Annotated in this window: 13 protein-coding genes and 1 pseudogene; 9 read left to right on the top strand and 5 right to left on the bottom strand. The window is 65.0% G+C overall.

Annotation, left to right across the window (positions count from 1 at the left end):
• Positions 1–39 precede the first annotated feature (39 nt).
• The 4 genes and pseudogenes from ACQ86E_RS18410 to ACQ86E_RS18395 all read left to right on the top strand — a co-directional run.
• On the top strand, positions 40–861 hold the full coding sequence (locus ACQ86E_RS18410) for a DUF2076 domain-containing protein (RefSeq protein WP_431201189.1): 822 nt from the start codon (positions 40–42) through the stop codon (positions 859–861).
• A gap of 179 nt (positions 862–1,040) precedes the next feature.
• Entirely contained in the window at positions 1,041–1,385 is a 345-nt protein-coding gene (locus ACQ86E_RS18405; protein WP_431201188.1) for a hypothetical protein, read from the top strand.
• Positions 1,382–1,549, top strand: coding sequence for a hypothetical protein (locus ACQ86E_RS18400; RefSeq protein WP_431201187.1), 168 nt, complete (start codon positions 1,382–1,384; stop codon positions 1,547–1,549). Before ACQ86E_RS18405 ends, ACQ86E_RS18400 begins: the two co-directional genes overlap by 4 nt.
• Positions 1,550–1,735: 186 nt before the next feature.
• Positions 1,736–2,296 (top strand): annotated as a pseudogene (locus tag ACQ86E_RS18395) (caspase family protein); the annotation flags it as partial.
• A 125-nt stretch (positions 2,297–2,421) separates the two neighbouring features.
• On the opposite strand, the gene ACQ86E_RS18390 reads toward ACQ86E_RS18395, so the two are convergent.
• Entirely contained in the window at positions 2,422–2,775 is a 354-nt protein-coding gene (locus ACQ86E_RS18390) for a hypothetical protein (RefSeq protein WP_431206647.1), read from the bottom strand.
• 18 nt (positions 2,776–2,793) lie between these two features.
• On the opposite strand from ACQ86E_RS18390, the gene ACQ86E_RS18385 reads away from it, so the two are divergent.
• On the top strand, positions 2,794–3,411 hold the full coding sequence (locus ACQ86E_RS18385) for a hypothetical protein (RefSeq protein WP_431206646.1): 618 nt from the start codon (positions 2,794–2,796) through the stop codon (positions 3,409–3,411).
• A 22-nt stretch (positions 3,412–3,433) separates the two neighbouring features.
• Here the strand turns inward: ACQ86E_RS18385 and ACQ86E_RS18380 are convergent, their stop codons facing one another.
• The gene (locus ACQ86E_RS18380; RefSeq protein WP_431201186.1) at positions 3,434–4,249 is read right to left on the bottom strand and encodes a L,D-transpeptidase; all 816 of its coding nucleotides are present in this window, start codon (positions 4,247–4,249) and stop codon (positions 3,434–3,436) included.
• A 316-nt stretch (positions 4,250–4,565) separates the two neighbouring features.
• Between ACQ86E_RS18380 and ACQ86E_RS18375 the strand changes: the two genes are divergently transcribed.
• Positions 4,566–5,351, top strand: coding sequence for a protein phosphatase CheZ (locus ACQ86E_RS18375; protein WP_431201185.1), 786 nt, complete (start codon positions 4,566–4,568; stop codon positions 5,349–5,351).
• A 169-nt stretch (positions 5,352–5,520) separates the two neighbouring features.
• Here the strand turns inward: ACQ86E_RS18375 and ACQ86E_RS18370 are convergent, their stop codons facing one another.
• A complete protein-coding gene (locus ACQ86E_RS18370) occupies positions 5,521–6,042 on the bottom strand; it encodes a hypothetical protein (protein ID WP_431201184.1) in 522 nt (173 codons plus the stop codon).
• Between the two features lie 313 nt (positions 6,043–6,355).
• On the opposite strand from ACQ86E_RS18370, the gene ACQ86E_RS18365 reads away from it, so the two are divergent.
• From ACQ86E_RS18365 to ACQ86E_RS18355, 3 genes are all read left to right on the top strand, one after another.
• Positions 6,356–6,652, top strand: a complete 297-nt coding sequence (locus ACQ86E_RS18365; protein ID WP_015688616.1) for a co-chaperone GroES — start codon at positions 6,356–6,358, stop codon at positions 6,650–6,652.
• A 175-nt stretch (positions 6,653–6,827) separates the two neighbouring features.
• Positions 6,828–8,456 carry a chaperonin GroEL gene (gene groL / locus ACQ86E_RS18360; RefSeq protein ID WP_431201183.1) on the top strand — a complete coding sequence of 543 codons (1,629 nt, stop codon included), beginning with the start codon at positions 6,828–6,830 and terminating at the stop codon, positions 8,454–8,456.
• A gap of 142 nt (positions 8,457–8,598) precedes the next feature.
• Positions 8,599–9,810, top strand: a complete 1,212-nt coding sequence (locus tag ACQ86E_RS18355) for a hypothetical protein (RefSeq protein WP_431201182.1) — start codon at positions 8,599–8,601, stop codon at positions 9,808–9,810.
• Positions 9,811–9,942: 132 nt separating this feature from the next.
• On the opposite strand, the gene ACQ86E_RS18350 is transcribed toward ACQ86E_RS18355, so the two are convergent.
• Together ACQ86E_RS18350 and ACQ86E_RS18345 are read right to left on the bottom strand one after the other, a co-directional pair.
• The gene (locus ACQ86E_RS18350; RefSeq protein WP_431201181.1) at positions 9,943–10,341 is read right to left on the bottom strand and encodes an META domain-containing protein; all 399 of its coding nucleotides are present in this window, start codon (positions 10,339–10,341) and stop codon (positions 9,943–9,945) included.
• 144 nt (positions 10,342–10,485) lie between these two features.
• Complete coding sequence (locus ACQ86E_RS18345) at positions 10,486–12,150, bottom strand: L-lactate permease (protein WP_431201180.1); 1,665 nt, start codon at positions 12,148–12,150, stop codon at positions 10,486–10,488.
• Positions 12,151–12,416 lie beyond the last annotated feature (266 nt).

Here is a 12,416-nt window from a genome sequence, read left to right as displayed (position 1 = left end):
CATCTGGCTCGCGCTTGTTTTGCGCGAGGGAGATTGATCATGACGCCGCAGGAACGCCAGCTCGTCGACGACCTTTTCGACCGGCTTTCGAAATTGGAAAACGCACCGCGCGATCCCGACGCGATCGCTGCAATCTCCGACGGGCTGCGCAAGGCGCCCGGCGCGATATACGCGCTGGTGCAGACGACACTGTTGCAGGACGAAGCGCTGAAGCGCGCGCATAACCGCATCCAAGAGCTGGAGGCGGCGCGTGCGCCGGAGCAGGCCCAGTCGGGCGGCTTCCTCGATACCATGCGCGACACGCTGTTCGGTGGCAGCCCCGCACGCGGCTCGGTTCCGAACGTGCCGCCGCGCGACTCGCGGCCGGTCTGGAACACCGGCCAGGCCATGCCGCAGCCCCAGCCGGGCTACGGCCAGCCGCCTTACGGGCAGGGCTACGCTCAAGGCCCGGGTCAGGGCTATGGCGCCCCGCCTGTCGGCGGTGGCGGCGGCTCCTTCCTCGGTACGGCGGCGGCTGCCGCGGCCGGCGTCGTCGGCGGCTCGCTCCTGCTCTCCAGCATCCGCGGCATGATGGGCGGATCGCACCAGCAGGCCTTCGGCGACACCAACTCCCTGGGCGGCGATCGCAGCCCGTGGAGCGGTGGCGATCAGTCCGGCGGCTCGCTCGCACGCGATGCCGGTCTCGACGACATCGGATCGAACCGCGAATCCCGCCAAAGCTTCTCCGATCAGGCTTCGAACGACCGCGACAACAACAACTACCAGAGTGACGACGACGACCATCGCGACGACGGCAATATGGACCTGGCCGACGACAGCGATTTCGGCGGCGGAGACGACGGCGGCAGCGATTACGCCTGATCGCGGCAAGCTTCGCGACCCCAGACGAACGGCCGCCGAACAGGCGGCCGTTTCCGTCTGGGCGGTGCCCATGTCCCCGGCTGCAATCCGTTGCGCAAATCCGGCCCGCCATGCGGGTCGGTCTTGGACAGGCGCCATACCGCCGCTATGATGCAGGCTTTCAGACGGGGAGTTTTGCAATGCGGCTGATTTGCCTGACGGCTTCCATTATTTTTGCGTTGCACACGAGCAGTGCCTTCGCCGCGCCCGCGGGCGTCTTGAACAAGACCATCACGATTTCCTTTGCCACCACCGGCATGGCCAAAGCGCCCGACGGAAAATCGCACGGCTTCACCACCAAGTTGTCGCGCATCGTCTATGTCAGCAGCGCCGGACGCCTGTTCAGCCGCTTCCGGGCGACGAACCGCGGCGGCGACCGGAGCGGCGAGATTGCGCCGGGGCAGGGGAAAGGCAGCTTCAATTTTCAGGGCGACCGACTGGTCGGCGTGCTCCCTTTGAGGTCGGCGCGCGCCAGGTCACCGTGACGTTCGATCCCGGCTTCTCCAGTTGCTCGGTCAATGTGATCGAGGGTCATACCGGCGGCATCATCCGCCGCAAGGCGCCCAACGGCGTCATGTATGAACTCTCCGGCGTGACCACGACGTCGCCGAGCTGCTCGATCCAGAGCGGCAATGCCTTCGCAAGTTAAGGTTTCCGGCAGGACGGCGGTTGTCCGTCCATTCGGGCTTCGACAGGAATCCTTAGTGCACCCGCGGAGGCCCTCCGTGCGACCCGCTTTTTGTTTCTGCTCGCGCTGATTTTTTCAATCTCCGCCGACACGGCCTCGGCCGGCAAGCGCGTCGCGCTGGTCGTCGGCGTTTCGGAGTACCGGCAGGTGCCGCGACTGCCCAATCCCACGCGCGATGCCGAGGTGATGGCGGCCCTGTTCAAGAAGGCGGGTTTCGACGCCGTGGAGAGCAGGCGCGATCTCGGCATCGCCGAGCTGCGCCGGGCCATCCGCGAGTTCTCCGCGGCATCGCAGGATGCGGACGTCGCGGTGGTTTACTATGCCGGCCACGGCATCGAGGTCGACGGCGTCAACTATCTGGTGCCGGCCGATGCCCGGCTCGCGAGCGATTTCGACATCGAGGACGAGACCATCTCGCTCGATCGCGTGATGCGCGCGCTCGACGGCGCCAGGCGACTCAAGCTCGTCATCCTCGATGCCTGCCGCGACAATCCCTTCGCCGCCAGCATGAAACGCACCGTCGCCAGCCGCGGGATCGGGCGGGGCCTTGCCAAGGTCGAGCCTTCGATGTCCGACACGCTGATCGCGTTCGCCGCGAGGGCCGGCGCGGTGGCGAGCGACGGCGACGGACAGAACAGCCCTTTCGCTACGGCGCTGGCGCGGAACATCGCCGAGCCCGGGCTCGATTTGCGCATCGCGTTCGGCCGCGTCCGCGACGAGGTGCTAAAGGCCACCGGCAACCGGCAGGAGCCGTTCGTGTACGGATCGCTTGGCGGCGACACCGTGGCGCTGGTCCCGCGCGCCGCCGATCCCGAGGCGGAAGCCCGCGTCGACTACGAGCTGGCGGCGCAGGTCGGCACCAGGGAAGCCTGGGATCCTTCCTCGCCAAGCACCCGGCCGGCTTCTTCGCCAACCTCGCCCGCGGGCAGAACAGCAAGCTCGAGGCCGCCCAGCAGGGCCGCGTCCGGGCCGACGACGCCAAGCGGCAGGCCGACGAGCTGGCGGCGCAGAAGGCCGCGGACTTCCGCCGGCAGCTCGAGGAGCAGAGCGCGCGCCAGACCGCGGAGGCCAAGCAGAAGCTCTCCGAGCAGGCCAAGCGCGAGCTCGACGAGGCTCGCGCCCAGATCGCCGAGCAGGCCAAGAGGGAGCTGGACGAGGCGCGGCGTCAGGCCGAACAGGCCCGGCAACAGGCGGATACAGCCCGGGTGCAGGTCGACGAGGCCCGGCGCCAGGCGGCAGCCGATGCGCAAATTCAGGTCGAGCAGGCCAGGCGCGACGCCAAGGCCCAGGCAGACAAGGCGCTGGCCGACAAGGCTCAAGCCGAGAAGCTGGCCGCGCTCACGCCCAACCAGCCGCCCCCGCCGGCGCCGCCGCCTGCCGCACCGAAGATGGATCCGTCCGATCTCGCGCGGCTGCTGCAGGCCCACCTGAAGCGCGTCGGCTGCGATCCCGGCAGCATGGACGGCAAGTGGGATGACGGCTCGCGCAAGGCGCTGGAGCTGTTCAACAAGAGCGCCGACACCCATTTCGACGTGAAGCTGGCCAGTCTCGACGCGCTGGACTCGGTGCGCGGCAAGACCGACCGCGTCTGTCCGCTGGTATGCGCCCGGGGACAGCGCGCCGACGGCGACCGCTGCGTCCAGATCGGCTGTTCGAGCGGCTATGTCCTCAACGCCAGCGGCGCCTGCGAGAAGCGGCCCGAGCCGGCGCCGAAGCCGAAGACCGTGACGCGGCAGGAGCCCGCCGCGACACGCAGTGCGCCGGCGCCCCGCGGTGGCGGCGGCAAGTGCTTCTCGTTCGGCGGCAAGACCTATTGCGAATAGGCTGCTTGCCCGCCGGTCCGGTTCACATCACCACGACCTTGGTGCCGACATTGACGCGGCCGTAGAGGTCGATGACGTCCTCGTTGCGCATGCGGATGCAGCCGGAGGACACGTTGGTGCCGATGGTCCAGGGCTCGTTGGAGCCGTGGATACGGTAGAGCGTCGAGCCCAGATACATCGCGCGGGCGCCGAGCGGGTTTTCCGGACCGCCTTCCATGTGCCGGGGCAGGTCGGGGCGGCGCGCGATCATTTCCGCGGGCGGCGTCCAATCCGGCCATTCGCGCTTGGCCGTGATCGACTTCACACCGGACCAGGTGAAGCCGGGGCGTCCGACGCCGATGCCGTAACGCATCGCCCGGCCGTTGCCCTCGACGAGATAGAGGAACTTGTTCGGCGTATCGACCACGATCGTGCCGGCACTTTCCTTGCCGCTATAGTCAACAGATTGCTTCTCGAATCTCGGGTCGAATTGACGCTGGCGCGGATCGACCGCCTCCTGCTGGAGACCTGCGCCTTGCTGATATCCACCCTGCATCTGCGGCTCGCCCATCGGCGGCAGGCGGCGCTGGTCGTGATAACCCGGCTGCTGCTGGTAGACCGGCTGTTGCGGCGCGTAGGCGGGACCGCGGCCCGGACCGTCGCCGAACAGGAACTCGATGAAGCCGCCGCCCATGTTCGCATTGGAGGCGACGCGCACCGGCGCTGGCGGCACCTGCGGCCGGTAGAGCACCGCCGGCGGATCGTTCGGCACCGTATTGTCGAAGGCATTCGCGCTGTTTGCGCCGGCAATGAAGGTGCAAGCGCTGCCAAGCAGCGCGACAGACATTTTCTTGAACATCGACGTACTCTGTACTGTTTCGTCTAGATCACATGCGTCATGCAGGAGCTGATGGCTGATCGGCGTCCCCGACGTGGTCAATAAAGAGCAAAAGCCGTTTTGTTTGGTAAACGAGAGCCACGTTTCGATTCACCACGTCGCGAACGAAGGCCCAATTTGGCAATCAGCGTTTATTTTCGATGAACGCCACAGTCCCATGGTTAATCAGCGGTTTTTTGCGTCGTCGCGCGCGACCGCGCAACAGTTCCGGCTGTGAACCTCGTGTTAAATTGCTTCTGCCTACAAAGACGCGTGAGTGAGGTGGGGGGAGTATCTGATGGCTGTTCACCGCAAACGTTTTCGTGTCGAGGATATCGTCGGTGGCGAGATGCCCCTTCTTGACGTGACTGAAGAGGCAATCCCGATGCATAGCGAGATCATGGCGGAGCTGCGCGCGATCCGCGCACAGATGGCCAAGGGCAGCGTGCCTGCGCCCTTGTCCGGTAGCGCGGCCATGGCGGCGATCGACGCCTCCACGGCGCAGGAGCTTTCCGACGCACGCACGATGCTCGAGACCTATCGGGCCCAGATCGAGCAGTGCGAGAAGCTGAAGATCGAGCTCGACCTGATCCATGACGCGATCGACCGCACCAAGCGCGAGATCGCGGTGCTGCATGGCAAGAGCTTTGACGGCGCGGAGATGGCCAAGGTCAATGGCGAGCTCGGCGCGGTGGTCGGCGGCACCGAGCAGGCCACACAGCAAATTCTCGAAGCTGCCGAATCGATCGACCAGGCGGCCAGCGCGATGGCCAAGGTGGACTCGGCCGACCAGCAGAAGCGGCTCGCCGACGACATCCAGGAACGTGTCATCTCGATCTTCGAGGCCTGCAACTTCCAGGACCTGACCGGGCAGCGCATCAGCAAGGTCATGACCACCATGAAGTTCATCGAGCAGCACATCAATGCGATGATGGACATCTGGGGCGGCGTCGACGCGATCAAGGCTCACGTGCCGGCGCACGTCGACACCCGCAGTGAAGACGACAAGCTCCTGAACGGCCCGAAGCTCAACGACGACGTCGGCCACGCCTCTCAGGACGATATCGACGCGCTGTTCGACTGATCGGACGCAGCTTTTGCGGAAAAACAAAAACGCCGGCAAAAACCGGCGTTTTTTATTTAGTCGTCATTGCGAGGACTGAGGCGACGAAGCAATCCAGACCGTCTCCGCGGAAAGATTCTGGATTGCTTCGCTGCGCCCGCAATGACGAACGGTTAGATTCGCGATCGCCTTACGCCCGCGGCGCACAGCGGACGTAGACCATGTTGCCGTAGCGGGTGGCGGCGTCCTTGTCGATGAAGCGGGTGATCAGGACGCGGCCGTCGAAGGAGACGATTTCGCGATCCTGCTCGCCAGGGGTCGGCCCCGCCGGCCCGATATAATTCTTGCCGCTGGGCGAGCCTTTCAGCCGCAGTTCCTGCGGCGTCGCCTGGTCGGCCAGATGCATGATCACGCCACCGGAGGAGCCGGCGGTGATCACGTAGGGATTCTTGCACTGCGCCCTCGCCGCGGCCTCGGTTCGGGCGCGGTCGGCCGGGTTCTGGAACGAAGCAAGGCCCCAACGGCCGACGATTTCGTCGGCACGGATGCTCGCCGGCATTTCCGGAGCGGTCCCCGGCTCGGCCTCGGGCGGCGGCGAAGACGACGAGAAGGACGGCAGGCTCATGCCACCGCCGCAGGCGCCGAGCAGCAGCGCCAGGCAAGAGGCGACCGCCAGATTGGCAACCGTGCGCGCGTGAGCTGAACTGATCATGGCATTTCCCCGAACAAGACGACGGCCGCACCCCTCCCGCAGCCAAGCGTAAAACCGCTGCCGGAGCAATGACGTCCTTTAATACGTCGGCACCCCGAACGAGTTTCCAATGCCACCATCCTATATCCGCCTCACCAATCGCTTAACCACCTTTGCTTGACAGGATCGCGGCCAAGCAATATTTCCGGGCGCACTATTAGCACTCGGAAAGCCCGATTGCTAAGCACGCCGTTCGATCCTCGGGACGAGGAAGGACGGCAGCGCCGCCCCACCTACTTCCACTACTATCGAAGCGCCTCCAAAGGGAAACGTCATGGCTAAATCCAAATTTCGTCCGCTGCATGACCGTGTCGTGGTCAAACGTATCGACGCCGAGGAAAAGACCAAGGGCGGCATCATCATTCCCGATTCCGCCAAGGAAAAGCCGTCCCAGGGCGAAATCGTCGCCGTCGGCCCCGGCGGCCGCGACGAAGCCGGCAAGCTGACCCCGATCGACCTCAAGGTCGGCGACCGCGTGCTGTTCGGCAAGTGGTCGGGCACCGAGGTCAAGATCGACAACGAAGATCTCCTGATCATGAAGGAGTCGGACATCATGGGCGTTCTGTCCTAAGGCCACCCGCCTGAACAGCCGCTGAATGCTTCACTGTCATGCCCGGGCCTGCCCCGGGCATCCATCATTTCTGCACCAGGATGGATTGCCGGGTCGAGCCCGGCAATGACGAAGCGAGGGCGGAACAGACACGGCATAAAACAAGACACATCACGAAACACGAGGGACTGCAGACATGGCTGCCAAAGACGTCAAGTTTTCCGGAGACGCGCGCGATCGCATGCTGCGCGGCGTCGACATTCTCGCCAACGCCGTCAAGGTGACGCTCGGCCCCAAGGGCCGCAACGTCGTCATCGAGAAGAGCTTCGGCGCGCCCCGCATCACCAAGGACGGCGTCACCGTCGCCAAGGAGATCGAGCTCGAGGACAAGTTCGAGAACATGGGCGCCCAGATGCTGCGGGAGGTCGCCTCCAAGACCAATGACCTCGCCGGTGACGGCACCACCACCGCGACCGTGCTGGCTCAGGCCATTGTGCGCGAAGGCGCCAAGTCGGTTGCCGCCGGCATGAACCCGATGGACCTCAAGCGCGGCATTGATATCGCGGTTGCGGCCGTGATCAAGGACATCGAGAAGCGCGCCAAGCCGGTTGCGTCCTCTGCCGAGGTCGCTCAGGTCGGCACCATCTCGGCCAACGGCGATGCCGCCATCGGCAAGATGATCGCCCAGGCGATGCAGAAGGTCGGCAACGAGGGCGTCATCACCGTCGAGGAAAACAAGTCGCTCGACACCGAAGTCGACATCGTCGAGGGCATGAAGTTCGACCGCGGCTATCTCAGCCCCTACTTCGTCACCAATCCCGAGAAGATGACCGCCGAGCTGGAGGACGCCTACATCCTCCTGCACGAGAAGAAGCTCTCGGGGCTGCAGGCCATGCTGCCGGTGCTGGAAGCCGTGGTGCAGTCGGGCAAGCCGCTCGTCATCATCGCCGAAGACGTCGAGGGCGAGGCATTGGCGACCCTGGTCGTCAACCGCCTGCGCGGCGGCCTCAAGGTCGCGGCCGTCAAGGCGCCGGGCTTCGGCGACCGCCGCAAGGCCATGCTCGAGGACCTCGCGATCCTCACCGGCGGCCAGCTGATCTCCGAAGACCTCGGCATGAAGCTCGAGAACGTCACGGTGAAGATGCTCGGACGCGCCGGCAAGGTCGTGATCGACAAGGAGAACACCACGATCGTCAAGGGCGCCGGCAAGAAGCCGGAGATCGAGGCCCGCGTCGGCCAGATCAAGGCCCAGATCGAGGAGACCACCTCGGACTACGACCGTGAGAAGCTCCAGGAGCGCCTCGCCAAGCTGGCCGGCGGCGTCGCGGTGATCCGCGTCGGCGGCGCCACCGAGATCGAGGTCAAGGAGAAGAAGGACCGCGTCGAGGACGCGCTCAACGCCACCCGCGCCGCGGTACAGGAAGGCATCGTCCCCGGCGGCGGCGTCGCGCTGCTCCGCGCCAAGAAGGCCGTGGGCCGTCTCACCAACGCCAATGCCGACGTGCAGGCCGGCATCAACATCGTGCTGAAGGCGCTGGAAGCTCCGATTCGCCAGATCTCCGAGAACGCGGGCGTGGAAGGCTCGATCGTCGTCGGCAAGATCCTGGAGAACAAGTCCGAGACCTTCGGCTTCGACGCCCAGAACGAGGACTATGTCGACATGGTCGAGAAGGGCATCATCGACCCCGCCAAGGTGGTTCGCACCGCGCTGCAGGACGCCTCCTCCGTGGCCGGCCTCCTGGTCACCACCGAGGCCATGGTCGCCGAAATGCCGAAGGAAGCTGCGCCCGCCATGCCGGCCGGCGGCGGCATGGGCGGCTTCTGAGCCCGTCCTGTGACCTGACAGTGTTGCGAAGGCCGCCTCCGGGCGGCCTTCTTTTTGCCCAGGTTCGCCCGCGCTTTCCGATTCAACCGGCGGCCAAAACCAACTACGGTGGCGCCGATTCTTTTGCTCGAGGATTTCGTCGATGCGCGCGCTTCTGGTTTGCCCGACAATTGTTTTGGCCGCTCTGCTTGCTACCTCGCCGCATCCCGCCTCCGCGCAGATGAAGCTGTCGCCCAGGGCCACGGCGCCAAGCGGGCCGGAGATACGCTATTTCACCTCGATCGACGGGCTGATGGACGGCAATGCCGACGTCATCCTGAAGGAGACGCGCCAGGGCAAGACCGTCACGGCGGCCGTGCTCGACGTCTGCTATCCCGTCGCGAAGAATTCCGACCGCAAGGACCGCTTCGTCGTCAATCTCCAGGTCGCGGGCCAGAACCTGACCGGCACGACGCAGAGCATCGGTGAAAAGTCTCCCGTGAGCGTCAAGCTGCTGCGCAAGCAGTCTGGCGACAGTTTCGAGTTCCGCGGCCAGATCAGCATCGGTCAGGCCGTGACCGAGGTCGCCTCGCCCGACAATTCCGATCTCAGCGAGAGGGAATTTCAGGACAACCAGACCTCGGACGACGGCATCACGGCGCAGCCGAAGGATTTCACCGACGTCTCGCCGGAAGCGATCGCGGTCAAGGTCAAGCTGGATGCGGCAACCGAGTTCCTGAAGAGTCTGAAGGGCCAGGACGTCGAGGTCACGCTTGCGAGCCTTTCGGTCGGCTGCGAGGCGCTGCGCGCCGGCGAGCAGACCATCAACATGTCGGTCGATCCGGAACGCGCAGGCGCGCTGCTGGCAAAATTCAAGGCGATGCCGGGCGTCACCGCGGCGGGCTGGACCGCGGGCATGACCGAGATGGACCGCACCATCCGCTTTGCCGCCGCCGACTGGCGCGACGGCGACAAGCTCAACCGCGACAAGCTCGCGTCAGCCGTGGTCGGTGTGCTGAGCAAGACGCTGGCGGCAAAGCCGGTCTCGCAAAGCTTCAATCCTGCCACCGGCAAGCTCAAGCTGGTCTTCAAGCGGCCGAACCAGGATTTTTCGGCGCTCGACCTCACCGATACGATCGAGGTCACTGGCCTCGTCTCGCCCGACAGGCCCGGCACGACCGACAGGCTGATGCTCTGGATCGGCAGCCCCGCGACCACGACGGCGGATGAGAGCAGCGGCGCCAAGCTCAACCTGTCCGACGACGCGGCGGCCGACGAGGAAGGCGATCAGCCCGACGACAACGGCTCGGTCGAGGCGCTCACGAAGGAGCTGAAGGGCCAGCGCTGGGATGCCGACAAGTCGGTGTGGAAGTAACGAAGCCACCAACTCCGCTGTCATCGCACGCGAAGGCGGGCGATCCAGTACTCGAAGACCGTAGTGATTGAATCGATGAGCCGCGGCGTACTGGATTCCCCGCCTTCGCGGGGAATGACAGCGAATGAGCAGCTAATTCCCGGTCGAGCGAAAGCGCAGCGGCTTGGGGCCGATCAGGGTCAGCACGTCACCCTGGCGCTTCCAGGTCTCGACGCTGGCGAGCGCCGCGACGAGTTCGTCGTCGGCCTGCGCCCTTGCCGGCGGGCAGGAGCGGTCCTGGATCTGGCCCGGGACGAAGATCACGGTGTTGCCGGCCACCGAGAACTGGCCCTTGCCACCCTTGCACCAGAGCTCCAGCACCACCTCGCCATTGTCGCCGATCTCGATGTTCGGAATCCGCTTCGAGCCAGGCTGCGGCTGTGCTTCCATCGTCATCTCGGTGCCGAACGGAAAACCGTCCTCTGCACGCGCGACAGGGGACATCGCCAGCATTGCAACCGCCACCCACACCATCTGCTTGAGCGAAACCATGAGACCTCTCGACCGACCTGATTTGCGGCACCTTCTATAAGACGACGGCGTCATTGAGAAGGTTCGCCGGCTTTGGGCGCAAAAATCCCCGCGAGGACAACCCGCGGGGAGATTTGACTTGCGTCGAAGCCGCGACGCGGCCTGCTACTTCAGGACCATCGCCGTGAACGGCCAGACATAGGCCTGCAGCGTCACGAGCACGCCGACGAGACAGGCGAGCACGATCGAGTGCCAGAACACGAAGCGCAGGATGGTGCCCTCGTGGCCGTACCAGTTGGTCGCGGTGGAGGCGACCACGATCGACTGCGCGTCGATCATCTTGCCCATCACGCCGCCGGAGGAGTTCGCGGCGGCCATCAAGATCGGCGATATGCCGAGCTGTTCGGAGGTGATCTTCTGCAAATTGCCGAACAGGATGTTCGACGACGTATCCGACCCCGTCAGCGCCACGCCAAGCCAGCCGAGCAGCGTGCCGAAGAAGGGATAGAGCACGCCGGTTGCAGCGAAAGCGAGGCCGAGCGTCGCGTCGACACCGGAGAGCCGCGTCAGCGTGCCGATCGCGAGCATCGCCGAGATCGTGATCAGCGAGATCGCGCACAGCCGGATGGTGCGGCCGTACTGGGTGACGAGTTGGCCGGGACCGACGCCCATCAGGAAGCCGGAGATGATCGCGGCGATCAGCATGCCCGTGCCGGTGAAGGAGAGGTAGGTGAAGCCGAACACCGCACTCTCTTTCGTCGGCCCCGGCGCGACCGGCGGCATCTTGTTGATCATCTGGTGCAGTTCGGGAACGGGATAGTTCCAGGTGAAGATCGAATTCGCCCAGGTCTTGAAGCCGCCGTTGCCCCAGACCAGCATCACGATACAGACGATGATCCAGGGCAGCAGCGCGCTGAACAGCTCGCTCTGCGTGAGCGGCGTCTTGTCGAGCGGCTTGGCAGTGGCCATGGTGGAGGCCGATTCATCATTGCCGCGGAGCGCCGGCGACAGCCAGAGCTGCTTCGGCTGCCAGACCTTCAGGAACAGAATCAGCGCACCCATCGAGATCAGCGACGCGCCGATGTCGACGATCCAGGGATTGATGTAGTTCGAGATCACGAATTGCGGAATCGCGAACGATACGCCGGTGACCAGGATCGCCGGCCAGACGTCCTTCATGCCTTTCCATCCGGCGAACGCCCATATCACCCAGAACGGCACGATCAGCGAGAAGAACGGCAGCTGCCGTCCGACCATCGCGCCGAGGATATAGGGATCGAACCCGGTGACCGAGGCGAGGCCCTGGATCGGCGTGCCCAGCGCGCCATAGGCGACCGGCGCGGTGTTGGCGATCAGCGACAGGCCGCTTGCCGCAAGCGGCGAGAAGCCGAGGCCGATCAGCACCGCGCCCGTGATCGCCACCGGTGTGCCGAAGCCAGAGGCGCCCTCGAAGAAGGCACCGAAGGAGAATGCGATCAGCAGCAATTGCAGCCGCCGGTCCTCGGTGACGCCACCGATCGCGCGCTTGAGAAGTTCGAAGCGCCCGGTCGATACCGTCACCTGATAGAGGAAGATGACGTTGAGAACGATCCAGCCGATGGGGAAGAAGCCGGTCACGATGCCCAGCACCGAGGCGCGGATCGACATGTTCGCCGGCATGGTGAAGATGAAGATCGTGATCAGATTGGCCACGATCACGGCGATGATCGCCGCAATATGAGCCTGGACGCGGCCGCTCGCGATCAGAACCAGCAGCGTGACGACGGGCACCGCCGCCGCCATCGTGGACAACACGGGGCTGTGCAGCGGATCATAGACTTGATTCCACATGGTCTTCCTCCCCCACGCATGTATGCGGCAGGCGGCCAGCGTGGACAGCCGAGCCTGCTTGACGCTGTAAGCGATCCCCCGGGTTGGATGCGAATTCCTCGCGAACGCAGCGGTTCCCGTCCGCTCACAAGCCCGCGAAGTCCCGGAGCCTCCACCCCGCGCCGTTGAGACCCATGCTAGGGTTGCAAGCTGCGACAAGCCAACGCAAATTGCAGGACTTGCGACTTTAGTCTAAGCGCGCCGATTTCAGCCATTGCCTCAGTCGT

The sequence above is a fragment of the Bradyrhizobium betae genome (assembly GCF_050632175.1).
GTDB classification, from domain to species: domain Bacteria; phylum Pseudomonadota; class Alphaproteobacteria; order Rhizobiales; family Xanthobacteraceae; genus Bradyrhizobium; species Bradyrhizobium betae_B.
The sequence above is the reverse complement of the archived record's forward strand: the minus strand, read 5'-3'. Positions and strand labels throughout refer to the sequence as shown.